Annotated in this window: 30 protein-coding genes; 15 read left to right on the plus strand and 15 right to left on the minus strand. The window is 63.0% G+C overall.

Features of this window, described 5'->3' with window-relative positions:
- Positions 1 to 6: 6 nt before the first annotated feature.
- Together HY058_10905 and HY058_10910 are read right to left on the minus strand one after the other, a co-directional pair.
- Positions 7 to 1,917 (minus strand): propionyl-CoA synthetase, encoded by a 1,911-nt coding sequence (locus HY058_10905; protein MBI3497800.1) that lies wholly within the window; start codon positions 1,915 to 1,917, stop codon positions 7 to 9.
- 426 nt (positions 1,918 to 2,343) lie between these two features.
- Entirely contained in the window at positions 2,344 to 2,595 is a 252-nt protein-coding gene (locus tag HY058_10910; protein ID MBI3497801.1) for a hypothetical protein, read from the minus strand.
- 356 nt (positions 2,596 to 2,951) lie between these two features.
- On the opposite strand from HY058_10910, the gene HY058_10915 reads away from it, so the two are divergent.
- Entirely contained in the window at positions 2,952 to 4,586 is a 1,635-nt protein-coding gene (locus HY058_10915) for an acyl-CoA synthetase (protein MBI3497802.1), read from the plus strand.
- Positions 4,583 to 5,182 (plus strand): DUF488 domain-containing protein, encoded by a 600-nt coding sequence (locus tag HY058_10920; protein MBI3497803.1) that lies wholly within the window; start codon positions 4,583 to 4,585, stop codon positions 5,180 to 5,182. Before HY058_10915 ends, HY058_10920 begins: the two co-directional genes overlap by 4 nt.
- A 23-nt stretch (positions 5,183 to 5,205) precedes the next feature.
- On the opposite strand, the gene HY058_10925 is transcribed toward HY058_10920, so the two are convergent.
- From HY058_10925 to HY058_10945, 5 genes are all read right to left on the minus strand, one after another.
- Positions 5,206 to 5,538: a cupin domain-containing protein gene (locus tag HY058_10925; protein MBI3497804.1), complete on the minus strand. Its 333-nt coding sequence runs from the start codon at positions 5,536 to 5,538 to the stop codon at positions 5,206 to 5,208.
- 166 nt (positions 5,539 to 5,704) lie between these two features.
- Complete coding sequence (locus HY058_10930; GenBank protein MBI3497805.1) at positions 5,705 to 6,622, minus strand: alpha/beta hydrolase; 918 nt, start codon at positions 6,620 to 6,622, stop codon at positions 5,705 to 5,707.
- A gap of 4 nt (positions 6,623 to 6,626) precedes the next feature.
- The gene (locus HY058_10935; protein ID MBI3497806.1) at positions 6,627 to 7,232 is read right to left on the minus strand and encodes a glutathione S-transferase family protein; all 606 of its coding nucleotides are present in this window, start codon (positions 7,230 to 7,232) and stop codon (positions 6,627 to 6,629) included.
- Positions 7,233 to 7,258: 26 nt separating this feature from the next.
- Positions 7,259 to 7,687, minus strand: a complete 429-nt coding sequence (locus HY058_10940; protein MBI3497807.1) for a GFA family protein — start codon at positions 7,685 to 7,687, stop codon at positions 7,259 to 7,261.
- A gap of 6 nt (positions 7,688 to 7,693) precedes the next feature.
- Complete coding sequence (locus HY058_10945) at positions 7,694 to 7,924, minus strand: DUF1127 domain-containing protein (protein ID MBI3497808.1); 231 nt, start codon at positions 7,922 to 7,924, stop codon at positions 7,694 to 7,696.
- A 127-nt stretch (positions 7,925 to 8,051) separates the two neighbouring features.
- Here HY058_10945 and HY058_10950 point away from each other — a divergent pair, with 127 nt between their 5' ends.
- Positions 8,052 to 8,978 (plus strand): transcriptional regulator GcvA, encoded by a 927-nt coding sequence (locus HY058_10950; GenBank protein ID MBI3497809.1) that lies wholly within the window; start codon positions 8,052 to 8,054, stop codon positions 8,976 to 8,978.
- A 264-nt stretch (positions 8,979 to 9,242) separates the two neighbouring features.
- Here HY058_10950 and HY058_10955 read toward each other — a convergent pair whose 3' ends face one another.
- Positions 9,243 to 9,410, minus strand: coding sequence for a DUF465 domain-containing protein (locus tag HY058_10955; protein ID MBI3497810.1), 168 nt, complete (start codon positions 9,408 to 9,410; stop codon positions 9,243 to 9,245).
- A gap of 139 nt (positions 9,411 to 9,549) precedes the next feature.
- Here HY058_10955 and HY058_10960 point away from each other — a divergent pair, with 139 nt between their 5' ends.
- Positions 9,550 to 10,194: a UbiX family flavin prenyltransferase gene (locus HY058_10960; GenBank protein ID MBI3497811.1), complete on the plus strand. Its 645-nt coding sequence runs from the start codon at positions 9,550 to 9,552 to the stop codon at positions 10,192 to 10,194.
- Here HY058_10960 and HY058_10965 read toward each other — a convergent pair.
- A complete protein-coding gene (locus HY058_10965; protein MBI3497812.1) occupies positions 10,191 to 10,673 on the minus strand; it encodes a TIGR02444 family protein in 483 nt (160 codons plus the stop codon). The two genes, HY058_10960 and HY058_10965, sit on opposite strands and share 4 nt — an antisense overlap.
- A gap of 175 nt (positions 10,674 to 10,848) precedes the next feature.
- Between HY058_10965 and HY058_10970 the strand changes: the two genes are divergently transcribed.
- From HY058_10970 to motA, 5 genes are all read left to right on the plus strand, one after another.
- A complete protein-coding gene (locus HY058_10970; GenBank protein MBI3497813.1) occupies positions 10,849 to 11,049 on the plus strand; it encodes a DUF465 domain-containing protein in 201 nt (66 codons plus the stop codon).
- Between the two features lie 133 nt (positions 11,050 to 11,182).
- The gene (locus HY058_10975; GenBank protein ID MBI3497814.1) at positions 11,183 to 12,289 is read left to right on the plus strand and encodes a hypothetical protein; all 1,107 of its coding nucleotides are present in this window, start codon (positions 11,183 to 11,185) and stop codon (positions 12,287 to 12,289) included.
- A gap of 8 nt (positions 12,290 to 12,297) precedes the next feature.
- Positions 12,298 to 12,792, plus strand: coding sequence for a 5-(carboxyamino)imidazole ribonucleotide mutase (gene purE, locus HY058_10980; GenBank protein ID MBI3497815.1), 495 nt, complete (start codon positions 12,298 to 12,300; stop codon positions 12,790 to 12,792).
- A 47-nt stretch (positions 12,793 to 12,839) separates the two neighbouring features.
- Positions 12,840 to 13,880 carry a 5-(carboxyamino)imidazole ribonucleotide synthase gene (locus HY058_10985; GenBank protein MBI3497816.1) on the plus strand — a complete coding sequence of 347 codons (1,041 nt, stop codon included), beginning with the start codon at positions 12,840 to 12,842 and terminating at the stop codon, positions 13,878 to 13,880.
- A 124-nt stretch (positions 13,881 to 14,004) separates the two neighbouring features.
- The gene (gene motA, locus HY058_10990; protein ID MBI3497817.1) at positions 14,005 to 14,865 is read left to right on the plus strand and encodes a flagellar motor stator protein MotA; all 861 of its coding nucleotides are present in this window, start codon (positions 14,005 to 14,007) and stop codon (positions 14,863 to 14,865) included.
- Between the two features lie 135 nt (positions 14,866 to 15,000).
- Here motA and HY058_10995 read toward each other — a convergent pair whose 3' ends face one another.
- The 3 genes from HY058_10995 to HY058_11005 are packed head-to-tail and all read right to left on the minus strand — an operon-like array spanning position 15,001 to position 16,958.
- Positions 15,001 to 15,600: a c-type cytochrome gene (locus tag HY058_10995; protein ID MBI3497818.1), complete on the minus strand. Its 600-nt coding sequence runs from the start codon at positions 15,598 to 15,600 to the stop codon at positions 15,001 to 15,003.
- Positions 15,601 to 15,658: 58 nt separating this feature from the next.
- Positions 15,659 to 16,309 carry a COQ9 family protein gene (locus HY058_11000; protein ID MBI3497819.1) on the minus strand — a complete coding sequence of 217 codons (651 nt, stop codon included), beginning with the start codon at positions 16,307 to 16,309 and terminating at the stop codon, positions 15,659 to 15,661.
- 1 nt (position 16,310) lies between these two features.
- Entirely contained in the window at positions 16,311 to 16,958 is a 648-nt protein-coding gene (locus HY058_11005; GenBank protein MBI3497820.1) for a peptide deformylase, read from the minus strand.
- A 214-nt stretch (positions 16,959 to 17,172) separates the two neighbouring features.
- Here HY058_11005 and HY058_11010 point away from each other — a divergent pair, with 214 nt between their 5' ends.
- The 4 genes from HY058_11010 (at position 17,173) to HY058_11025 (ending at position 20,502) form a co-directional block, all read left to right on the plus strand.
- Positions 17,173 to 17,376: a 30S ribosomal protein S21 gene (locus HY058_11010; protein MBI3497821.1), complete on the plus strand. Its 204-nt coding sequence runs from the start codon at positions 17,173 to 17,175 to the stop codon at positions 17,374 to 17,376.
- Positions 17,377 to 17,446: 70 nt separating this feature from the next.
- Positions 17,447 to 18,007: a GNAT family N-acetyltransferase gene (locus HY058_11015; protein ID MBI3497822.1), complete on the plus strand. Its 561-nt coding sequence runs from the start codon at positions 17,447 to 17,449 to the stop codon at positions 18,005 to 18,007.
- A 202-nt stretch (positions 18,008 to 18,209) separates the two neighbouring features.
- Entirely contained in the window at positions 18,210 to 19,406 is a 1,197-nt protein-coding gene (locus tag HY058_11020) for a DUF3734 domain-containing protein (GenBank protein MBI3497823.1), read from the plus strand.
- A gap of 133 nt (positions 19,407 to 19,539) precedes the next feature.
- A complete protein-coding gene (locus tag HY058_11025) occupies positions 19,540 to 20,502 on the plus strand; it encodes a trypsin-like peptidase domain-containing protein (protein ID MBI3497824.1) in 963 nt (320 codons plus the stop codon).
- 93 nt (positions 20,503 to 20,595) lie between these two features.
- Here the strand turns inward: HY058_11025 and HY058_11030 are convergent, their stop codons facing one another.
- Entirely contained in the window at positions 20,596 to 21,354 is a 759-nt protein-coding gene (locus HY058_11030) for a hypothetical protein (protein MBI3497825.1), read from the minus strand.
- A 98-nt stretch (positions 21,355 to 21,452) separates the two neighbouring features.
- Entirely contained in the window at positions 21,453 to 22,691 is a 1,239-nt protein-coding gene (locus tag HY058_11035; GenBank protein ID MBI3497826.1) for a transposase, read from the minus strand.
- A gap of 327 nt (positions 22,692 to 23,018) precedes the next feature.
- Here HY058_11035 and HY058_11040 point away from each other — a divergent pair, with 327 nt between their 5' ends.
- Both HY058_11040 and HY058_11045 read left to right on the plus strand, forming a co-directional pair.
- Positions 23,019 to 23,318 carry a hypothetical protein gene (locus tag HY058_11040; protein ID MBI3497827.1) on the plus strand — a complete coding sequence of 100 codons (300 nt, stop codon included), beginning with the start codon at positions 23,019 to 23,021 and terminating at the stop codon, positions 23,316 to 23,318.
- 237 nt (positions 23,319 to 23,555) lie between these two features.
- Positions 23,556 to 24,269, plus strand: coding sequence for a sel1 repeat family protein (locus HY058_11045; GenBank protein MBI3497828.1), 714 nt, complete (start codon positions 23,556 to 23,558; stop codon positions 24,267 to 24,269).
- A gap of 73 nt (positions 24,270 to 24,342) precedes the next feature.
- Here HY058_11045 and HY058_11050 read toward each other — a convergent pair.
- Positions 24,343 to 24,390: SEC-C domain-containing protein (locus HY058_11050; GenBank protein ID MBI3497829.1), on the minus strand; the 48-nt coding region annotated here is incomplete at its 5' end.

Here is a 24,390-nt window from a genome sequence, read left to right on the forward strand (position 1 = left end):
CCGCCCTCAGTCCGCCGCTCTGGGCTTGGCATAGCCGACGCTGGCCAAGCTCTGGCTGATCTCGTCCAGGATTGCCGGATCGTCGATGGTGGCGGGAACGCGGTACGCCGTCCCATCGGCGATCTTCTGCATGGTGCCGCGCAGAGTCTTGCCCGAGCGGGTCTTGGGCAGGCGTTTGACCACCACCGCGGTCTTGAATGAGGCGACCGGGCCGATATGCTCGCGCACCATCTGCACGACCTCGCGGGCGACCTTCTCCGGCTCGCGCCCGGCACCGGCCTTGAGCACCAAGAGACCCAAGGGAACCTGTCCCTTGATCTCGTCGGCGACGCCGATGACGGCGCATTCGGCGACGTCGGGATGGTTCGACAGCACCTCTTCCATGCCGCCGGTCGACAAGCGATGCCCGGCGACGTTGATGATGTCGTCGGTGCGGGTCATCACATAGACGTAGCCGTCCGCGTCGATATAGCCGGCATCGCCGGTCTGGTAGTAGCCGGGAAATTCGGCGAGGTAGGACTTGCGATAGCCGTCGTCGTTCTGCCAGAGCGTCGGCAGGCTGCCCGGCGGCAGCGGCAGCTTGATCGCCAAGGCACCGATCTCCCCCGGCTTCGCCTCATGGCCCTCGCCGTCGAGCGTGCGCACGTCCCAGCCCGGCACGGAGCGGCTGGCCGAGCCCGGCTTCACCGTGAGGCGCTCGAGCCCCAAGCAGTTGGCGGCGATCGGCCAGCCGGTCTCGGTCTGCCACCAGTGATCGACCACCGGCACCTTGAGATGCTCTTCGGCCCAGGCGAGCGTGTTCGGATCGCAGCGCTCCCCCGCCAGAAACAGCGCCCGGAAGCGACCGAGATCGTAGCGGCGAATGAGCTGGCCGTCGGGATCCTCGCGCTTGATCGCACGAAAGGCCGTGGGTGCGGTGAACATGGTCACCGCCTTGTGCTCGGCGATCACCCGCCAGAAGACGCCGGCATCAGGCGTGCCCACCGGCTTCCCCTCGTAGAGGATGGTGGTGGCGCCGCGCAAGAGCGGCCCGTAGACGATGTAGGAGTGGCCGACGACCCAGCCGACATCCGAGGCCGTCCAAAACACCTCGCCCGGCTGGATCGCATAGATATTCGCCATGGTCCAGGCGAGCGCCACCGCGTAGCCGCCGGTGTCCCTGACGACACCTTTGGGGATGCCGGTGGTCCCGGAGGTGTAGAGGATGTAAAGCGGGTCCGTCGCCTCGACCTCGACGCAAGCATGCGGCACGGCCTTGGCTTCGAGCTCGCGCCAATCGAGATCGCGGCCGGCGACCGGATCGGTCCGGTGCTCGCCGCGCTGCAGCAGGAGACAGCGCTCGGGCTGCCACTTGGCGATCGCCAGCGCGTGGTCGATCATCGGCATGTAGGGAACGATGCGACCGGGCTCGATGCCGGCCGAGGCGAACAGGATCACCTTGGGCTTGGCGTCGTCGATGCGGGTGGCGAGCTCGGGTCCGGCGAAGCCGCCGAACACCACGGAGTGCACGGCTCCGAGCCTTGCGGCCGCCAGCATGGCGATCACCGCCTCGGGCACCATCGGCATATAGATGAGCACGCGGTCGCCTTTGACCACGCCCAAGCCGGCGAGGGCGCCGGCGAGCCGCGCCACGCGCTGGGTCAGCTCGCGATAGCTGAAGCGCGCCTTGGCCCCGGTGACCGGGCTATCGTAGATGAGTGCTGTGTCATCGCCGCGGCCGGCGGCCACATGCCGGTCAAGCGCATTGTGGCAGATGTTGAGGCGCCCGCCGCGGTACCAGCGGTAGAAGGGCGGGCGGCTCCGATCCAGGATCTGGCGGGGCATCGCCGCCCAATCGATCGCACCCACTGCCTCGCCCCAGAAGCCCTCGGGGTCGGCAAGCGAGCGACGGTGGGCTTCTTCGTGCCGGTTGGCCATGCTGCCCGCACACACCTGTTGGCGATTGAATCGCGGACCTAGATGGATGATCCCGCGGGCTCGACGATTCCGAGGCGGCGCTCGATACGGTCCAAGCGATCGTTTTGGCGACCGATCCGGGTTTGCATCGTTGCGAGTGTCGCATGGATGCTCGCTATCTCGGTACGTAGGCCGGCAACGCTATGTTCGAGAGCGCCGACCCGATCCCTGAGATCGTGCACCTCTCCCCGGAGAAGACGCGTCTCTGCCAGGACCTGCTCGATCATCGACTGGATAGGCTGGAGACTTGGCTCGCCCATGGGCGATCTTAGCGCCACGCTGCCACGTCCACCAGCCTTGGTCGGGCTCACCGCTCGACCCGACTGTCCGTAGTCTTGGCTCCAAATGACGAAAGGGCCGCCCTGCAGCCGCAATTCTCGCGCCGGACTACTCGGCTGCCTGTGCCTTGCCGCTCTGGATCAATTTGAGCGCCGCCGCGATGTGCTCGGGATGCCGCGAGGCGCGCTCAATCTCCCAGGCCCAGGGTCGGCCATCGCGCGCGTAGTGAACGACCAAATCCTCGCCCGCATCCTCGCCGCCGGTGCGCTCCGGGGGACCGGCATCTTCGCCGGGCCACGGCCGCAACTCGATGTGCAGCGTGTCCGTCGATGGCTCGTAGTAGATGGCAGGCGGCTTCATGGGCGAAACCTTCGATCCCAGAACGCATTATGCACCGTTTCCCCATCGGCTTCCAAGATCACGCGAAGCCAACGCCGCCCGGAGTCGATCCAAGCCCACAGTCGGACGCGTCCATCCTCCTGTTTTTGTCGATGGACCGGCTGCGTGATGCATTTGGCGATCATATCTGCGTCAATGTCGGCTCGGTCGACCGCTCGCATCCGTCGTTCAAAATATACGGTTCGCCAGAATGGCGGTGGCGGCAGGCGTGTCCGCGCTGGTTGCATAGCCATACTTTAGCCATGCCAATATTTTCGGCGCGGCAAATGCAAAGCTCACTCTTGCCCCGAGCCGGCCGAAAGCGAGATAAAGCGGCGATGGCCAATCCCTTCGGGACCGATCTCGACCGCAACGCGGCCAACTTCGTGCCGCTCTCGCCGCTCTCCTTCCTCGCGCGGGCGGCCGCGGTCTATCCCACCCGCACCGCTCTCGTGCATGGGTCGGTCCGGCGGAGCTGGGCCGAGACCGCTTCGCGCTGCCGGCGCCTCGCCTCGGCCTTGAAGCGGCGCGGCATCGGCAAGGGCGATACGGTGGCCGTGATGGCGCCCAATGTGCCGGCACTCTATGAGGCGCATTTCGGCGTGCCGATGGCGGGTGCCGTCCTGAACGCGCTCAACATCCGCCTCGATGCCGAGGCTCTCGCCTTCATCCTGGAGCACGGCGAGACCAAGCTCCTCATCACCGATGGCGAGTTCGCGGGCGTGATCGGTGCCGCCCTGAAGCGCCTGGCAAAGCCGCCCGTGGTCGTCGACATCGAGGATGCGCTGGGGCCGAGCGCGCGGCTGGGCGAGGTGACATACGAGGCCCTCCTCGAGGAGGGCGACCCGAATGACGCATGGACGCCGCCCGGCGATGAGTGGGATGCGATCGCGCTCAACTACACCTCGGGCACCACCGGCAATCCCAAGGGTGTGGTCTATCACCATCGCGGCGCCTATCTGAACGCGCTCGGCAATATCCTCGTCTGGCACCTGCAGCCGCATCCGACATATCTGTGGACGCTGCCGATGTTCCACTGCAATGGCTGGTGCTTCCCCTGGACTTTGGCGGCCCTCGCCGGCACCAGCGTGTGCTTGCGCCGGGTCGAGGCCGGCGCCATCTTCGCCGCTCTCGCGGATGAGAGGGTGAGCCATCTCTGCGGTGCTCCCATCGTCATGAACATGCTCCTCAACGCCAAGCCCAACGAGCGCCGCCCGTTCGACCACAAGGTCGAGATGATGACCGCCGCCTCGGCGCCGCCGGCCGCCGTGATCCAGGGCATGGAAAAGCTCGGCTTCGCCATCACCCATGTCTACGGGCTGACCGAGGTCTACGGGCCCGCGGTGGTTTGCGCCTGGCATGACGCATGGAATGCCGAGCCGGCCGAAGAGCAGGCGCGCCTCAAGGCCCGCCAAGGTGTCCGCTATCCCGTGCTCGACGGGCTCATGGTCGCCGATCCCAAGACCTTGGCGCCGGTGCCGGCCGACGGCTTGACCATGGGCGAGGTGTTCATGCGCGGCAACATCGTCATGAAGGGCTACCTCAAGAATGCGCGCGCCAGCGAGGACGCCTTCCGCGACGGCTGGTTCCACACCGGCGATCTCGGCGTGATGCACGAGGACGGCTATATCGAGCTCAAGGACCGCTCGAAGGACATCATCATCTCCGGCGGCGAGAACATCTCGACCATCGAGGTCGAAGGCGTGCTCTACCGGCACCCCGCGGTCTTGGAAGCCGCCGTGGTGGCGCGGCCGGATGCGAGGTGGGGCGAGAGCCCTTGCGCCTTCGTCACCCTCAAAGACGGGGCGAAGGCCGATTCCGAGGAGATCATCCAATTCTGCCGCCAGCACATGGCCCGGTTCAAAGTGCCGAAGACCGTGGTGTTCGGCCTCTTGCCGAAGACCTCCACCGGCAAGATCCAGAAATTCGTGCTGCGCGAGAAGGCGAAGGCGATCGGCACGAGCGATCGATGAGCACCAGCGACAAACCGCCAGTCTTCACCATCGGCCATTCGAATCATTCCTGGGAAGCGTTTCTGGACCTGGTGAACCGGCACGCGATCGAGATGATCGTCGACGTGCGCTCGGTGCCGAGCTCGCGCCGCTATCCCTGGTTCGCCCGCGACGCACTTGCCAAAGCGCTGAAGGAGGCCGGCCACGATTATCACTACCTGGGCGACCGCCTCGGCGGCCGGCCCAAGGATTCGATCTGCTATGCCGGCGGCGCCATCGACTATGGCCGGGTCGCCGCCACGCCGGCCTTCCGCTCCGGCTTGGACGAGCTGGCGGAGCTCGCCGTCAAGCATCGCCTGGCCCTCATGTGCGCTGAGCGCGAGCCCATGGACTGCCATCGCTCGATCCTGGTTTGCCGGCACCTGGCGCCGCTCGGCTTCGCCGTCTGCCACATCCATGGCGACGGCAGGCCGGAGGCCCAGGATGAATTCGAGGAGCGCTTGATCCAAGTGACCAGCTCGGATGACGGCCCGCTCTTGGCCGGGCTCGAAGAGCGCCCGCTTCAGGTGCAGCTCGCCTACAACCGCCGCGGCCGCAAGATGGCGTTCAGGGCGTAGGGCGCGACGACGAGCTCGCCGGCTCAGCCCCCGACCGGCATGAAGTCGTAGACCCCGACGCCCTGCACGATCATGAACTTGGCGGGACCGCCGTCCTGACCGTGCACATAGTGGGCGATCATCGGCGCGACGGTGCAGGTCTGGCCGGGCTGCAATACGTGGGTGGCGCGCGGCGCCCGGGTCTCGACCACCAGCGGTCCCGCCATGCAGAAGAAGCTGTCGGTGATCTCAGTGTGGTAGTACCAGGGGATGCACTGCCCGGCCGCCAGGGTCAGGATGGTGACGCGCAAATCCGCACCTTCGGCCACCGTCTCGCGGCCGGCGATGACATGGTCGCCGCGCGTGCGCTCCTGCATCGGCCGTCGCTCCGTCCCGTCCTTGCCTGGGGCGCACGATCCGGGGCGGCCCGCGGCTTGTCAAGCATGGCGGCCGTCGCAACCTGTCCCTAATGCCGTGTCTCACGCCAAGGGTGCAGTCCAGCGTGCCCGGGACTGGGACAGCGGGACAGGCAGGCGAATACCCCTATGTGGCCGGATTTGAGGCTGTCCCCGTCAGCTCAAGCACCGCCTCGACGACCGCCTCCGGCGCCTCGCGTGGAAAGAAATGCCCGGCCGCGGGCACCACGCGCCGCTGATAGGGGCCGGAGAAATGGCGCGCGTCCGCTTCGGATCCTTCCGGCGGCGTCACGCCATCGGCCGCACCATGCAGCACGATCGTCGGCACCGTGATTGGAGGCTGGGCGGCAAGCGAGCGTTCGATCGCCTCCAGCGCCGGATCGCCCGGCGCGTTGCCGACGCGGTGCCGGTAGGAGTGGATCACCACCTCGACGAAGTCCGGGTTATCGAAGGACGCCGCCGTCCGCTCGTAGCCCGCATCGTCGAGGCTGAGATTCGGCGACCAGAGCTCAAATAGCAGACGGCAGAGCTGGCGTCGGTTGGCCTCGAGACCGGCATGACCGCGTTCGGTTTGGAAGTACCAGTAGTACCAGAGCCGATGCTCTTCACGTGGATCGGCGGGAGCGCCGGAGAGGGCGATGTTCTGGATGTTGTAGCCGGTGATCGAGACCAAGGCGCGGACGCGCTCGGGCCACAAGGCCGCGACAATGCAAGCGGCGCGGCCGCCCCAATCGTAGCCGACCAGAGTGGCGCGCTCGAGCCGGAGCCCATCCATGAAGGCGCGGAGATCATCGCCGAGGGCGGCCTGCTGACCCGAGCGCGGCGTGCGCGCATGGAGAAAACGCGTCGGCCCGTAGCCTCTGAGATAGGGAACGAAGACGCGGTAGCCCGCGGCGGCAAGCGGGGTTGCGATGCCGTCCCAGGTTCGGGGATCATCGGGAAAGCCGTGGAGCAGGATAACGGGCGCACCATCGCCGGGGCCGCTTTCCTCGAAGGCGATCTCCAGCGCGTCGGTGCGAACGCGCTTCAACAACGGCCCCGTCATTGCATCAGCCCTGCGTGATCGGAATGTGTCCCGGCTGTCCTTCGACGCGTTTGAACCAACTCTTGATCGCCGCGAAGCGACCGAGATCGAAGCCGCCTTCCTCCGCCACATGGGTATAGGCGTAGAGCGCCACATCGGCGATGGAATAGCGCCCGCCCACGAAGTACGCGTTGCGGGCGAGATGATCCTCCATCACATCGAGGGCGGCATAACCCTGCTCGCGCTTGGCCGGAAGCTGCGCCTGCTGCGCCTCGCTCAGCTTCGGCAGATGCAGCCAGAAGCGGACCGTGGCGATGTTCGGCTCGTGGCTGTACTGCTCGAAGAACATCCATTGCAGCACCTGGGCGCGGAGGAGCCGGTCTGCCGGCAGCAAGGGCGTGCCGTCGGCCAGGTAGAAGATGATCGCGTTCGATTCGGGGAGGTGGGTCCCGTCATCGAGTGCCAGGGTCGGGATGCGCCCGTTCGGGTTCTTCTTCAGGAATTCCGGCGTCCTCGTCTCGCGCTTGAAGATGTCGAGCTCGACGCGTCGATAGGGAATGGCGAGCTGCGCCAAGACCAGGCGCGCCTTGTAGCCATTGCCCGACGGCATGTTGTCATAGAGCGTCAGCATGTCTCCCCACTTCCCTTGAGCGGCCGTCAAGCGTAGCCCGTCGACCGCGGTCCGCGCTTGGAATGCTGTGGTAAGGAATCGGCCACCGCCAGCCAGCGGATCCGGCTCTGGGTCCAGATGTGCTCCTCCGGCGGCAGCGCATCGGGCTCATCGAAGGCGCCGACGGTGAGGTCGATCCAATTGGGATCCCCCACGCCATGCCACAGGAGCGGCGTGCCGCAGACCGAGCAGAAACCCCGCTGCGCCTGGGCCGAGGATTGATAGATGGTGGGACAGCCCAAGGTGAAGGTCACCTGGCCGCGGGCATAGGTGGCCCAGGTCACGACCGGCGCTCCACTCGCCTTCTGGCACATCCGGCAATGGCAGTAGTTGACCTTGTGGGGCGGGCCGGATGCCTGGAAGCGCACCGCGCCGCACAGGCATCCGCCCTCACGAACCGTGGCGGCTTCGCCCATCGCGGCTCAGCCGCGCCAGAACGGCTTGTTGATCTCGCTCTCGGCCAAGGAGCGGCTGAGGCCGATATCCTTGAGCGCCGCCTCGTCCATCCGGCTCAGCGCATAGCGGCTGCGGGCCCGCTCCTGCCATTGCAGCGCCTTGTCCCAGAGGGTCACGAGCAGATTGCCGATGCCGGTCTGGCGATGGGCGGCGGCGGCGCTGTGAAGGGAGGTCGAGTCGATCCGGGTCATGGCCATTCTCCTCAATTTCTCTCATATGCAGGCTGCGGCAATCCGCTTCCTTGAGACTGAGAATGGTGCTATTTTTCTCGAGCCACAAACGACCATTTCGCATGATATGCATTATATGGAATAATCCATAGCGATGAACCAAAGACTGCCGCCCCTGAATGCGCTCAAGGCCTTCGAGGCCGCGGGCCGGCATTTGAGCTTCACCAAAGCGGCCGAGGAGCTGGGGGTGACCCAGGCGGCCATCAGCCATCAGATCAAGTTCCTGGAAGAGCTCTTGGGCCAGAAGCTGTTTCGGCGCATGACCCGGCGGCTGATGCTGACCGATGCGGGGCAGACGTTGCTCCCCGGCATTCGCGATGGCTTCGAGACCTTGAGTGCCGCGGTCGCCCGGCTCCGCGCCTCGGGCAGCTCCGGTTCGCTCACCGTCAGCCTGATGGCGACGTTGGCGCTGCGCTGGCTGGTACCTCGGCTGGCCCGCTGGCAGCAGGCGCATCCCGACATCGATGTCCGGCTCTCGACCACCGCGCGGCTCGTCGACTTCCAGCGCGAGGATGTGGACGTGGCGATTCGCCATGGCTGGGGCGCGTGGCCGGGCTTGCGCTGCGACAAGCTGTTCGCGCCGCTCTATACGCCCTTGCTCAATCCAGCGCTGCTGCCGCCTGGCGTCAGGCTCACCCGACCGGCCGACCTCTTCCGGCTGCCGCTGTTGCGCGAGCATGACGAAGAGGTGAACTGGAGAGCCTGGTTTGCGGCCGCCGGCGAGACCTATGCGCCGATCCAGCGCGGGCCGGAATTCGATTCGACGGTGATGGCGGGACAGGCAGCGATCCAGGGGCTGGGTGCCGCCTTGGCGCCGCCTGAGTTCTTCGCCGAGGAGCTGTCCGAGGGGCGGTTGATTCAACCCTTCTCCATCATGACCAGCGCCGGCAAAGCCTATTACCTCGTCTGTCCGGAGGCGCGCGGCGAGCAGCCGAAGATCCAGGCCTTCCGGCAATGGCTGATGGACGAGGTTGCCGCCGATGCCGCCAACAGCAACGGGCGGGCGCGAACGGCGGCGTGACCCGGACCGCAGCGTGTCGGCGGCGCAGTCGTCCAACGCAAGCGACGACGACGCACCCCGATCGCGGCCGCGCTCGGATGGACGCGGGGGCGAACGCCCGTCACGACCGGTTTGGATGCGGGGGATGTGCTACCCCAGGGGCCTCGCGGGCCGGGCGCCTCGATCGGCTGGTGGCGGTCCGACCGCCATCGCGGCGGGCCGTCAGCGTCGTCGTCGCGGTCGGCCGAACCCTGGTGCCGGTTCTCCGTTCGCGAATTTCAGGAATCAGTGATGGGTGAGTTTGGCGATCTCGTCTTTGATGCGCAGCTTTTGGCGCTTTAGATCGGCGATGCGGCCGTCGTCGGGCGCCGGCCTGGTATTCTCTTCCTGGATCATATGCTCCAGATTCGCATGCTTGGCCTTGAGTTCCTCAATGCGCTGCATGTCGGCCATCATTGTGCCTCCATCTCCTCTGTTTTGCGCTCCGCCTAGGCTCTCCTGGAGGAAAGGCTACTCCCGCGACGACGGGCTTGCCAATCTCGATTTCGGGATGGCGATGGACGCTTACAAGCCGTCGTCGTAAACATCGGGGATGAAAGAAAAGATTGACTCCCGCCGGCGTCCGCAGCGGCTGATCGTGGCGATCAGCGGCGCATCGGGAGCGATCTATGGCGTGCGGCTCTTGCAGATTCTCCAAGATCAGCCGGTCGAGACCCACCTCGTCATCTCCGATGCGGCGCGGCTGACCTTGGCGGCGGAGACAGGTTACAAGCTGGCTCATGTCGAATCGCTCGCCGCCGTCGTTCATCCCAACAAGGACATCGGGGCTGCGATCGCGTCCGGCTCCTATCCGACCCTGGGCATGGTGGTCGCACCCTGTTCGGTCAAGACATTGGGCGAGATCGCCTCGGGCGTCACCCAGAGCCTCATCAGCCGGGCCGCCGATGTCGTCTTGAAGGAGCGGCGGCGGCTCGTGCTCATGCTGCGCGAAACGCCGCTCCATCTGGGCCACATTCGCAACATGCTGGCGGTGAGCGAGATGGGGGCGGTGGTGGCCCCGCCGGTGCCGGCCTTCTATGGCGCGCCGCATACACTGGAAGAGATGGTCGATCACACGCTCGGGCGAATCCTCGACCTTTTCGGCTTGGATGCCGGCACCGTCCGGCGGTGGGGCGAAGCCGAGGGCGATGGCGGCCGGCCGCTCAGCACCAGGACGCGGCGAACCCGGTCGCGCTAGCGACCTCGCGCCGCCTTGGCCATTCCCGCCAGGAGTGCCGCCAGCGCGTGGTGCTCGCGCCGCTTGGGCAAGACTCCGGCATGGGCGAGATAGACCAGGAGGTTGTGACGGGCCTGGGTCATCGCTGCGTCCGGTCGGATGCGACCGCCTTGCGGCGCATGCTCGGCCAAGGTCACCTGCGCCATCTTCTCGGCGGCGAGCTCCGCCTTGGCGAGTTGTCGCCTGAGGCTCACGACCGCCGCCGGCGCCATGCCGAGCGGGTCGTCCTTGAGATCGCGCCTCAGCCGGCGCAAGGGTGCTATGAGGCGCGTGCGCCAGCGTCGGATGCGGCGATCGGTCAGCGCTATTCGGCGGCGATCGAGAGCCACGCCCCTGCTTCCCAGCCAGCAGCAATAGAGCAGCAGGTTCACATCGAGATGACGGCGATCCTGGAGCTCGAGGCAGGCGGCGGCGACACCGTCGCGGCGATACAGCCTCAACGAAAAACGCCAGAAATTTCCGCTCCTTAGCCTTGCGGGAGGCCGTGCTGTCGGCTTCGGTAGGCTCAAATTGCGCATCCGCCTCGATTGAGCTAGGAGAGTGATGCCCCTGCGCGCGCCCGAGGGCAAGGCGCAAGCGCCGGGGCGCCAAGAACACTATCGTCGGGCGCACCCCATGGATGACCTGGAGCCGTTGCGCCGCAAGCTCGAAGCGCTCAAGACCGAGCATCGCGATCTGGACGACGTCATCGAGCGGATCGGCGCCAAATTGCCGTTCGATCAGCTGCAATTGCAGCGGCTGAAGAAGCGGAAGCTGCAGATCAAGGACCAGATCGCCAAGCTGGAAAGCCAGCTCCTGCCCGATATCATCGCGTGAGTCGCAGCCGCGGCATTTCGCCAAGCTCGCTTGCACGTTTGGATGCTACAGTGCGGCCCCAAGCCGGCGCCAAGGGGGGGCCGGCCGGGAAGGTTGTCGCCTCCGTCGAGGCGGCGGCCCAGACCCGGACCGGATGGCCATCGTCGCAATGACCGACCGCAACCTACGCTACAAACTCGATTCCGGGGCGTCCCGCGTCTTCAACTGCCTCGCCATCACCCAGCAGATTCTGACCGAGAACAAGGACACCCCGGCCGACGAGCTGTTCTTCAAAAACCGCCGACTGAACAACATCGTCCTCATCAAGGAGCCGAACATGGCGGTCGGCGGCGATCCATTCAATGCGCCCTTGCCGATCCGCACCAAGGTGTTCATCCCGTACAATCTGGAGAACCCCTACGAGGGTGGGGAATCGAAGTTCACCGATGAAGAAGGCATCGAGTCGGCGCTCGAATACTTCACCGGCATGAACCGCAAGCTGGACCCGGTCTTCAAGGACGATTTCCGCAAGATCAAGGTCCTGGAGCAGATGCCCTCCCTCGACCCGTTCCTGTTGCGCGACAAGCTCACCCTCGAGCGGATCACCACCAGCCACCGCTACTTCAACTTGAGCGAAGAGGAGTGGAACAACATCCGCGGCCATATCCGCGAAAAGTTCTTCCTCATGTGCCAGTTCGCCACCGACGGCCGGGCCACCGCGGACAAGGTCGACCTGCTCGTCGACAAGATCTGGGATGGCCGCGACCTGCAGGCGCTGGCGCCGATGCTGGCCGCCTTCAACCTGCCGCCTGACCAGGCGCCGGAGCTGTTCTATTCCTGGAAGGGCATCAGCTTCTTCAACTACGAGTTCACCAAGAACACCGCTAATGTCCGCGCCTTCTCCCATTGGCTGAACACGACCACGCCGCGCGGTGCCGCCGACCGCACGATGGGCCAGGAGATCGACCGCGACCGCGACGCAATCAAGGCCAAGCTCCGGGTCGCCTTAAGCGAGACCATCTCGACCTTGAACGAGTTCAACAACAGCTTCGACCTCCTGTTCAAGAAGCGGGAGACGGCGAAGAACTTCGTCGACTTCATGGGCAGCTCGCGCAAGCATTTCTGGCGGCTCGGCAACCATTTGAACGGCATCTACCACGCGGTCTCGCTGTTCAAGGCCTTTACCCGGCGGGCACCCGAGCAGCGGCTCGATGCGCAGAATCTGACCCGGCTGCTCGGGATCATCCACGAGATCTTGTAAGGCAAGCCATGGCCGAGGCCCCGATCGTCGGAATCCTGATGGGCAGCCAGTCGGATTGGGCGACCCTCAAGCATGCGGCCGAGCTGTTGAGCCAGCTCGGCGTCGCCCATGAGCGGCGGATCGTCTCGGCGCATCGCACGCCGAAGCGGCTTTATGCCTATGCCGAAGGGGCGAGAGCGCGCGGCCTCAAGGTGATCGTCGCCGGCGCCGGCGGTGCCGCGCATCTGCCGGGGATGGTGGCGGCGCTCACCACGCTGCCGGTCCTCGGCGTTCCGGTGGAAAGCCAGGCGCTGAAGGGCATGGACAGCCTGTTGTCGATCGTGCAGATGCCGGCGGGCGTGCCGGTGGGCACGCTGGCGATCGGCAAGGCCGGCGCCATCAACGCGGCCCTCCTCGCCGCTTCGATCATCGGGCTCGGCGATGAGCGCATCGCCGCTGCGGTCGAGGCGTGGCGCCGGCAACGCACCGAAGAGGTGGCCGAGGCTCCCCGGGACGACGCTTGAAGAAGCCGCCAGGCTCTAGCCCGCTCCCGCCCGGCTCCACCATCGGCATGCTGGGCGGCGGCCAGCTCGGACGGATGACCGCACTCGCGGCCGCCAGACTCGGCTACAAGCTGCACGTCTTCTCTCCGGAGCCGGACGGTCCCGCAGCGCAGGTCGCCCACCGCTCGACCGTCGCCGCCTATGATGACGAGGACGCGCTGGAGGCATTCGCACGTGCCGTCGATGTGGTGACGCTCGAATTCGAGAATCTGCCGCCAGCCGCCCTCGAGCTCATCCAGCGCATCGTGCCGGTGCACCCCTCGGCCCAGGTGCTGCGGGTGACCCAAGACCGGCTGGAGGAGAAGACCTTCGCCCGCCGCCTCGGCATCGAGACGGCACCGTTCGCCGGCGTCGACAGCCAGGGCGATCTGGAGAAGGCGGTGGCGATGATCGCGCCTCCGGCGATCTTGAAGACCAGGCGCTTCGGCTATGACGGCAAGGGCCAGGCACGGCTCGAGCGACGGGAGGATGCGGCACGGGCTTGGCGCGCCATCGGCGAGGCGCCCGCCATCCTGGAGGGATTCGTCGACTTCGCCCTCGAGCTCTCGGTCATCGTCGCCCGCGGCCAGGACGGCGCCGTCAGGGCCTATCCCGCGGTCGAGAACCGGCACTGCCATCACATCCTGGCGACCACGATCGCGCCTGCCGCCATTCCGGCGGCAGCGGCAAAGGAGGCCGAGCGCATCGCGGTGGCGCTCGCCCAGGGCTTGGATGTGGTCGGCCTCCTCGCGGTCGAGATGTTCATGACCCCAGACGGACGCGTGCTCATGAACGAGATGGCGCCCAGACCGCACAACTCCGGGCATTGGACCATCGATGCCTGCCCCACCAGCCAATTCGAGCAGCTGGTGCGCGTCGCCGCCGGCTTGCCGCTCGGCCCGGTCGAGCCTTACACGCCCGCCCTGATGACCAACCTCATCGGCCACGACGTCGATGCCTGGCCGCGTCTCGTCGCCGATCCCACCGCGCGGCTCCACCTCTACGGCAAGGCCGAAGTGAGGCCGGGCCGCAAGATGGGCCACGTTACCCGGCTGAAGCGGCAGCCTTGAGGGTTCTGGCGCTGCCCGGACGCCACGGCAGATTTGCCGAAATAGCAAAATTCAGGCAAAATTAGCGACCTAGGCGCTGAGCTTACGACGTCGCCGAAGCTGCGCGGCGCCCGGAGGGGGAAACATGCTGGTCATTGTCGGTTGGGTGATCGTGATCATCAGCATCTTGGCCGGCTACCTGGGCGAGGGTGGCCATATGGCCGCGCTGGCTCAGCCCTTCGAGCTCCTGATCATCGGCGGCTCGGCGATCGGCACCTTCATCGTCGCGAACAACGTGTCGATCATCAAGGCGACCGTCGCCTCCGTCAGCGCCGCCTTCAAGGGCAGCAAATACAAGAAAGAGGACTACATCGAGCTGTTGAGCCTGATGTACGCCATCTTCAAGCTCGCCAAGACCAAGGGCATGCTCGCGATCGAGAGCCATGTCGAGCGCCCGGAGGAGAGCTCGCTCTTTCAGCAATTCCCGAATTTCGCCGCCCAGCACCATGCCGTCGAGTTCCTTTGCGATTATCTTCGCATGATGACCTTGGGCACCGACAATCCCAATGAGATGGAGACGCTGATCGACTCCGAGATCGACGCGCACCATTCCGACGCGCTGCTGCCCTCGTCCGCAGTGCAGACGGTGGCCGACGCGGCCCCGGCGCTCGGCATCGTCGCCGCCGTCATGGGCGTCGTCATCACCATGGGTTCGATCACCGAGCCGCCGGAGGTGCTGGGCCACCTCATCGGCAGCGCGCTGGTCGGCACCTTCTTGGGCGTGCTCATCTCCTACGGCTTCCTCGGCCCGCTCTCCGGCGCGATGAAAAACACGACCGACGCCGACTCGCGCTACTTCCATTGCATGAAGGCGGGCTTGATCGCGCATATGCAGGGCTACGCGCCGGCGGTCAGCGTCGAGTTCGCGCGCAAGGTGCTCTCTGAGGTGGTGCGGCCGACCTTCTACGAAGTGGAAGAAGCCGTCGCCGCCCTGCCGCCGGTCTGAAGTCTAGAGCAGCATCTGGCCAGATGGAATCGCTTTGCGATTTCATCTGGCCAGATGCTGCTCTGCTCTTTGAAAGATAGGGCAATTTCATCCACCGGGATCGGACCGTCCGGTTCGATCCCGGTGGATATTGCCCTAGTCGCTTTCAGCCTTGGCGTTGATCGCCGCCTGCGCGGCTCTCGCATCCTCGGGCCAGCGGTTCTTTAAAAAGGCCAGCACCGCCCAGATCTGCCCATTGGTCAGCGTGAATTCGTAGCCAGGCATCTGGCTCTTGGCCCCAGGGGCGGCGAAGGGCTGGCCGCCATATTTGATGACCTCGAAGAGCAAGCGGTCGGTCACGCGCACGCTGGGCCCGCTCTGGTCGAGGGCCGGCGCCGGGCGGCCGCGTTGGGCGTCGAGGCCCTGTCCCTCCCGGTTGACGCCATGGCAAAAGGCGCAGTGCTCCCGGTAGAGGTTGGCGCCCATGGAAACTTGCGCGGGATTCAGCGGATCGGCCGATTTGGCTTTGCCGGCCACGTAACGGTCCCATGCCATCCAGGCCGCCGCGATGGCGACAGAGAACAGGACCGAGATCATCAGAAATTTGGCTTGGCGGCCGAGGAAGCTGCCGGCCTCGTGCTTTGCCTCCACCTCCACCAGGACACGACGCCGGCGCGGCGCATAGCGCCGCCCGCTGCCGGGTTTTTGTCCGCCTGTCGGCGGGTGCTTGCGGAGATCGGGTGGGTCGGCAGGCATCGGCGCGATTATACGTCAAAGGCGGGCTCCGACCGAACCGGTCGCATCACCGGCCCGCTCAGCGCGAGCGTCCAGCGGCGCGGCGAACGCGGCGAAGCGCGTCCGGCAGCTCGGTGAACAGCCGGCCGATGCGCCCGAAGGTCTGCGGTACCTTCATGACATCGGCCAAGCGCCGCTCGAGAAACGCCCAGCTATCGGCTTGGCCCGGCGAGCGATCCTCCAGCCAGTACATGAGCGTCGCCGCATAGACGCCGGCCAGAAGCGCACGCTTGGTGTAGAAGTTGTAGTCGGTCGCGGTGTCGCCGGCGGCGTACCAGATCGCATCGACGGTGCGATAGAGGAGCTTGAAGGCGAGGCCGAGATAGGGCGGCAATGCCAGAAACCCGACCGCCCGCTTCACCGCCTCGCGATGGGGTGCCACCGCCTCGAGGCGGAGCCGGATCGCGGTCTGGATTCGCTCGCGGACCTTGAGGAGGGCGAGGTTGCGGGAGGCCAGCGCCTCCAGCATCCGCCGGTCGGCCAGATCGACGAAATGCCCGACGAGATCGGCGGCACCCTCGGGAAAGGCGTTTTCGGCGATGGCGGCGCTGATCTCGAGCGCGGCCGCCCCCCGGCTGAGCGCGGTCAAGGTCCAGCCATCGAAGGGCACATGGGGCAGCGTCGCCTCGATCAGGCGGTCGCGGAGCGTTTCGCTCGCGGCATCGGTCATTTCAATCCTCTGCCGCCATCTGGCCCGGGGAGGGTCCGGGAGGGGGGGATCCTCCCGTCTGTCCGCTCTTCGCGGCCCCGACCCCAAAGTCCACCCCTGGTCTGGGCGCTGCCATGCCCGCCGCCGCCGCCGCCTGGGCTAGCTCCTCGGTGAAGCCGAAGAGCGACATGTCGGTCATGCGCATGGGATAGAGGATGCCGTCCAAATGGTCGAATTCGTGCTGCACCACCCTTGCGTGCCAGCCCGAGGCGAGGCGCTCGATGCGCTCGCCGGTCAAGAGCCAGCCGGAGTAGCGCACCCTCGCAAAGCGCGGCACCACGCCGCGCATGCCCGGAACCGACAGGCAGCCCTCCCAACCCAGCACCGTCTCCTCGCCCAAGGGCTCGATCGTCGGATTGACGATGGCGGTCAGGCCCTGGGGCTGATCTTCCTCCGCACCGGTCGAGCGGCTGGCGGGCACCGTGTAGAGCACCACCCGTTGGGAGACGTGCACCTGCGGGGCGGCAATGCCGGCACCGCCGACCGCGTACATGGTCTCGGTCATGTCCTGGACCAGGCGGGCGATATCCGGGTGGGTGGGGTCCGGCACGTCGGCGGCGCGGGCGCGCAAGACCGGGCTTCCCATCCGGGCGATCGGTAAAATAGCCATGCGCCCCACTATGTGCGCCAAGGCCGGGCCAGGTCAAAGTGCTGTTCGCGGGCCCCCCGGACGCCGGGCGGGACCGTTGCCCATCGGCCACGGGGCCAGGTGCGATTGCGAACAAATGCGATACTGCCCCTTCACAAGCCCCCGGGCCTATGATAGACCGCCGCCTCCTTCTCCGCCTAAATCCATCGCTTGAGCATTGGAGGTCGCTTCCGCCGTGCAAGTTCTCGTCCGCGACAACAACGTCGACCAGGCGCTGCGCGCCCTTAAGAAGAAAATGCAGCGCGAGGGTATCTTCCGCGAGATGAAGCTGCGCCGGAACTATGAGAAGCCATCGGAGAAGCGGGCACGCGAGCGCGCGGAGTCGGTCCGGCGCTACCGCAAGCTCCTGCGCAAGCGCATGGAGCGCGAAGGTTACTGAGCCGGAGCCTGAGAGAGATGCATTCGGGCCGTCCGCATCGCGGGCGGCCTTTTCGTTTCCGGAGGCACCGATGCCGGGCGTGGTAGGCGGCGCGGGGCAGATCCGCCTGGTGGCGCCGGAACCGCGCCATGCCGAGGCGTGGATGAGCTGGCGCAACGATCCGACGACGCTCCGCTTCATGGCCGGCAAGGTGCAAAGCCTGGAGCGCCTGGTGGCCCGCCTGCAAGCGGTCAAAACCGACCTCGCCGACCGCGGCGGACGCCTCTACCGCTGGATGGCCGTGGTCAAGGACGTGCCCATCGGCACCGTCTCCTTGAGCGACCCCGATTGGACCCACGGCCATGCCGAGATCGGCTATCTCGTTGCCCCGGAGCTGCGCGGCCGCGGTGTCGGCTCGCGCATGGTCAGCCTCGCGATCGAGCGGGCCTTCGCCGGCGGCCTCTACCGGCTGATCGCAATCATCCACGAGGAGAACGGCGCCTCGGAGCGCTTGGTCGAGCGCCTGGGATTTCGGCGCGAAGGCCTCATGCGCCAGCATAATATCTGCGCGGGCGAGCGCGCCGACCACGTGCTTTACGGCTTGCTGAAGCCGGAATTTCGGCCGACCGGCACGCGGCGAATTGACAGTTAAGCGCCCCGGCCAGGCGTGCTCAAATGGCTGTGCGCCCGCTGGCCGACCCACCGGACGCACCCCTACCAACGGCTAGTGTGATGATTCCGAAGTTCGCCTACGAACTTTGGAATCTGAATCACACTAGATTCAATTGATTAGTGGCCCGCTTATCCCCGAAATTCGCTGACGAATTTCAGGGGCGGGACACAAGGGAGCGACTATGCCCGAGGGAATCCACGGCACGCCGAATCCGGACGGCGAGCACATACTGCTCCAGCCGATCCCCCGCCCGCCCTTCGATTGCATCGCCTTGCTGCTGCAGGGGGGCGGCGCCTTGGGCGCCTATCAGGGCGGAGTCTACGAGGCCCTGGCCGAGGCGGCGCTGGAGCCCGATTGGGTCGCCGGCATCTCGATCGGCGCCATCAACGCCGCCATCATCGCCGGCAACGCCCCGGAGCGGCGGCTGGAGCGGCTTCGCCAGTTCTGGCATCTGATCAACACCGACCGTTTCTGGTTCGCCGATAACGGGCTTGCTTCCGTCTTCCTCCAAGGCGATGCCGCCCGCCAGCAGCTGAGCCAGATGCATGCGGCGCTGGCGGTGTTCGATGGTGTCTCCGACTTCTTCGCGCCCCGGCTGCCGCCGCCTTGGCTGCAGCCCTCGGGGACGTTGGAGGCGACCAGCTTCTACGATTGCAAGCCGCTCAAGGCGACGTTGGAGCGCCTGGTCGATTTCGATCGCCTGAATGCCGGCCCGATGCGGCTCAGCATCGGCGCGGTCAACATCCGCAGCGGCAATTTCGTCTATTTCGACACCACCACCCATCGCATCGGCCCCGAGCATGTAATGGCGAGCGGCGCCCTGCCGCCGGGGTTTCCCCCGGTGGAGATCGAGGGCGAGTTCTATTGGGATGGCGGGCTGGTCTCGAACACGCCGTTGCAATGGATGATCGACTCCGGGCCGCGCCAGGACACGCTCGCCTTCCAGGTGGATCTGTGGAGCGCGCTGGGCGAGGTGCCGCGCAACCTGGCCGAGGTTTTCACCCGCGAGAAGGAGATCCGCTATTCCAGCCGCACCCGCGCCGTCACCGACTACGTGAAGAAGCTGCAGGCCGTGCGCTGCGCGCTCGCGGGCTTGCTCAAGGATCTGCCCGACGCGCACAAGGGGAGCCCGGAGGCGGCCCTCCTCGCAGAGTTCGCCGACAACAAGGTCACTAACATCGCGCATCTCATCTACCGGGCGCAGAACTACGAGGGCTACTCGAAGGATTTCGATTTCTCGCGCCTGGCGATGACCGAGCATTGGCGTGCCGGCTACTACGACACGGTGAGGACGCTCCGCCATCCCGAAGTGCTGCAGCGCCCCAAGGATATCCAAGGCGTGCGCACCTTCGATGTCGCCCATGACGGGCAGGGATGAGGGGGAGGAGGTGGCGAAAGCGGCCTTTCTGTCCCTCTCCCTTTGGGGGCTTTGCACATAATGACCATGAATAACCCAATTTCCTGTGCAGCACGCAATTCTGCACAAAAACCCTCTCTGGGTAACATCTAGCATGGGAGTGATTGATACCCCATTCCGTTGGCGGGCAAACTACAGTGCGAAAGGCTTTCTAGCTCGCATCATGGAGTTTCCGATGCCACGGATACCGAATGATTTTCTGGAACTGGTGTTCTTTCTATATCCGTCTAAGGAAGCAGCCAAGAAGGGGGAGGCATTTGGTGGAAGCGGCTTCTTTACAAGTATCCCATCAAATACCGACGCTAACCTGAGCCATGTCTATGCGGTGACCAACAGGCACCTGATCGAAGATGGTCATACGGTTATACGGATCAACACCAATGCCGGCGGACGGAGCTACGTTGAAACTCAGAAGGCAGATTGGAAATTCGACCAGGACGATGATCTGTGCGTGATACCAGTTGCCATCGATGAGCATCATACCTATCGAGCGCTTTCACGGAGCAGCTATCTCGACCAGACCACAATTGATTTGTGGAACATTGGTCCTGGTGATGACGTATTCATGATCGGACGCTTCATCAACCGAGATGGAGCACCACAAAATTCCCCATCTATCCGTTTCGGCAATATCTCAATCATGCACAAGGAAAAAGTGAAGCATCAGCGGCTTGGTCATTGGCAGGAGAATATCTCCGTTGAGATGAGGTCCATTGGCGGTTACAGCGGCTCACCCGTGTTTGTAACTGTTCCTCCGTTTTCGGTGCGACCCGATAAGAATGAGATCTCCCAGGAATCACGTATATGGCTTCTGGGTGTGGATTGGGGGCATGTACGAACGCGCGAGCCAGTGATGTTCAAGGGCAGTGAGACACATCATCCCGAAGGCTTGTATGTCGAATACAACACCGGCATGGCCAATGTGGTGCCTGCATGGCGATTGACGAAATTGCTTGATATACCGCAGTTCTCATTCGGTAGAGATCAATGGGACCAGGACGAGGCAGAGAGACGCAAATATCTTGCACCTGCTGACGTATGCGGCACCACACAATGAAGTTTGATCCTCGCTCACAAAAACACTCCAATCACCCGAAGCCTGGCAGAGGACGCGACCTGCCATGGGCTGGTTAAGCATCAGTGGGGATCTTTACGGCTTTGCTCCGATCAAGACGCGAAGCTTGGAATTCTCACCACCTGGTCCATTATACGAATTAGATGGCTGCTCACCGATTGGGTATGGTTCCCATGGCACTGCATCCAAACCAACTGTATGGAAAGCTGTTACAAGCGTGGATACGGCTGCTTGGATATTGGGAGATGCATCTGTCTCACAACGCACCAAAATTCCACCAAAAACTGCTCCGGCGCCAAATGGAGTTAGAATTCTCACAGTCGCACCGGCTGCTTTTAAGGCATTAGCAATTTCGTGGCTTAATGGTGCTGCATCAGGACTAAGCCCCTCATACACAACTAGGTCGATGCCAATTCCAGCTAAGGCGGTTAATTGGCTGGCCAATTGGTCTGTGCGTGCTGGCCCGAGAGATCGTGGTGCCAGTTTGATTTCTAGTTTAAGCCGCGCAAGACGCTCAGATTCGGCTTTTTCGTTTGCTTCGGCTGCATGCAACTCCGCTTGGGCAATAGCTGCCCGCGCCAGTTCCGCTTCCTTATTCAAAATGGCCGTTTGCAATACCGCGTGGCTCGCGTCGAGTTGTGCCGAGGCGAGATCGCGTTTCAAAAAATCTTCCTTTACGTTGCCCATCCAAACAACAAGGACCGTAACAACGGCAACAGTCGCAAGGCTAATGATGAGCGCAATATTTGCAACATCATATATCCAGATTGCCCAGGCTTCTGATGGCCACATTTTTATATCCCCATGGCTCCCACTCGGTTCGATTGTGGTCATTTTGTTGTCCAGCGGTTTTGTTTTTTGGAAATTGATTGTGAGAATGTGGGGGCGAAATAAAGGTGGTGGTTAGCGAGTGCTACCCCCATCAGCCCATTCTAGGCTGCTTTGGCCCTCGTCTCGAAATTCAGATCCAATCCGAATTCGTAGACGGTCTGGATGAGGCAGCAGATGTTATGGCAGAGGATCTTGCAGAGAACCTCATTGGCCATCGCTGTCTCTGTCTTGCTCCGAACGTCATCCCGGAACTTGCTCTTGATCATCATGACCGTGCTCTCGACATTCGAGCGCTGGTGATAGTGGGAAAGGAATTCAGACCGATTCAAATGGAAAAAATGGAATGCCTTCTCCCACAATCCACCAGCCTTGCCGGTGTGGTTGGATTTGAAAGGGATGTATGCGGTTGCTCCATGGGTAGCGATGGCCTTGTGGTTGTTGACGCTCCCATACGCTTTGTCAGCCATCACCTCACGGACATCGAAATTCTTCGCGGTCGTATCCAGCAAGCTAGGCAAGACCGGAGAGTCCTGGGCATCACGCTCATGGATCTCGATTGCCGTGACGATGTTGGTGTTGACGCCACACATCATGTGCGCCTTGACCCAGTCATGCTCGCGCTTGTCCCACTTCCGGTACTTCTTATCGAACCAGGGAACGAAGCGATTGGTGGTGAAGCCAGTCGAGTCCACGGCGAAGTTGGTTTCCAGAGCCTTCAACGGCAATGCGCTGGTCTGGATCAGGTTGAGGAGGATCGGCGTCAGATCGGGCTTCTCTAGATAGTTGAAAATCGAATTGAAGTGGGGGACCTTGGTCATGTATCCGCGCCCATAGGCATCGCGGAGATCGGACATGAAGCGCCGTCCAGATACGGTCGAGTAGACCTTGAATGTCGTGGCGAACACCATGTCGGCCAATGAGAGCCTGGGGCGTCCCATCTGCTGCTCCGGTTCCTCGATGCCCTGGCACAGATCGAACAAGAGGGATTGGAATTCGTGCTTCTCATTCGTCTGGGCAGCGTTGTAGGCAGCCCAATCCTGTGGATAGGTCTTTCTGGTCGCCTTGGTGACCGTGACCCTCTCTGTGATGGTCGTTGAACCATCGGCATGGGTCTCACGCTGGATCACGTATTGGACCGCGTAGATATGCTTGCACCTGAGTCCGGTCTCTTCATGGTCAGGGCATGTGCAATGGGGGTTCATCGGATCTGGGCAGACGGTATAGCGCCGGTTGCCTGATTGTGATGGGACCAGCCAGATCGATCCCTTCTGGGTGAGCTTGCACATGGCGGCAATTGCCATGCCCAGTTGCTCTCTCGGTTGTCCTTGCCAGTCGTGCATTTTGATCACCTTTCTGTATACCAATATTATATACTACAGAGAGATTGAATTGACAAGAACAATAGTATATAGTGTCCTTATATAATTTGGAGGGATGAGGTTCTCTGATGGGCGATCCTATTGAGCAAGTGATTGGAATGGTTATGCTTCCCGGCTGTAGGTGCCGGTGCGGGCATGAATGGCTATCCAGGGATAAGGGCGAGAAGCCTAGGGTATGCCCTAAGTGCAAGACGCCCAATTGGGACCGGCCGAAGCAGTTCAGCCGACCAGATCTGGTAGATAAATATGAGAAGGAAGGAAATTTATAAGATAATGAAGGATATAAAAATGAACTCTATTGAAGAAGAATCTCATATGTTATCAGATGAAGAGATTGAAAGTCTAGATCTTTCTAAGTTTACACTAGAATATCTTTCCCTTGGCATGCCAGGATGGCCCTCGGCTGATATATCTATTTCTTATCATTTACCGCCAACAGCCGATCCAAAATTGCTGTTATCCCGTTTGAAAAAACAGCAATTAGCTGGTTTGAAACCCGCGTTACCTCCTGTCGAATTGTTACATTCGGATCCTCGTGTTCCAGTACCCCAACAGCGGCGTCGCAAGAAGCACATCGCAAAATCTTAATTGGGAATTTTGCTCCAGCCACTTGTTCGGTGCTGATCGCGAACCCTGTTTCTTTGCAATACGGGCATTTTGGCTTTGCCATGGTTTTCTTTCCTAGATTGTTTACCTATTAGGACTTCTCCCACATTATTCCATTAGGTTTTCAATTCTGCCCTACTGTAGAAAACTGCCATAGCCCTTCAAATCCTACTCCCTTATCGTAGATGACGAGCGTCACGGAATCGACCGGAGGTGGCCATGGGCCAGAGATGGTTGGTTGCTGGCATTGTTGTGCTGGGCGTTCTGATGGTGCCGTCAGCACATGCTCAGCAAAATCCCTTTGGGGCGCTTCTCCAAAACCTGCAGAAGCAATTGGAGGAAGGGCAACCTCAACAGGGAGCACCTAATAAACCTGCGGAAGCGCGGCCTGGCTCACAGACAAATGATTCTTGTGAGGCATCATATGAGGCGCGCCAGTACAAGGCCGCCGTCTCCTGTTGGCGTAATCTGGCCGATAACGGAGATGCGCGTGCGCAAACACGGCTTGGTGAAAGCTACTTTGAAGAAAAGGGAGTCTCATTACCGAGCGAGTGGCAAGAGCATGCTGAGGCGGTTAAATGGTTTAGGAAAGCCGCAGACCAGGGATACGCAAGAGCACAAGGCGATCTCGGTTTAATGCTGAGACATGGGAAAGGGACGGCGCGGGATTATCCGCAAGCATTGATGTGGTTCCAAAAGGCTGCGGACCAGGGATACGCAAGCGCCCAATATAACTTAGGACAGATGTACGAAGATGGTTTGGGAGTTCAAAAAGATGAAGATACTGCTTTGCAATGGTATAAAAAAGCAGCCGACCAAGGATATAAAAATGCAGTTGTAGCGTTTCAGGAATTGCAACATAAACAGCAGAAGGCTCAGCAGGAAAAACAAAAGACGGCATCAAATGTGAAAGTCGCCATAGAAACAAAGTAAGCGGTGTTTTGGCGACGGGTAGATGAAGCTTGCGCAGCCAGCATCATCGCACCGTGCGCTTCCGGTGCTGGGATCAGGGCGGTTTTCCGCAACACTTCTTGAACTTCTTTCCCGAGCCGCA

This window comes from Pseudomonadota bacterium (genome assembly GCA_016195085.1).
Lineage (GTDB): Bacteria > Pseudomonadota > Alphaproteobacteria > SHVZ01 > SHVZ01 > JACQAG01.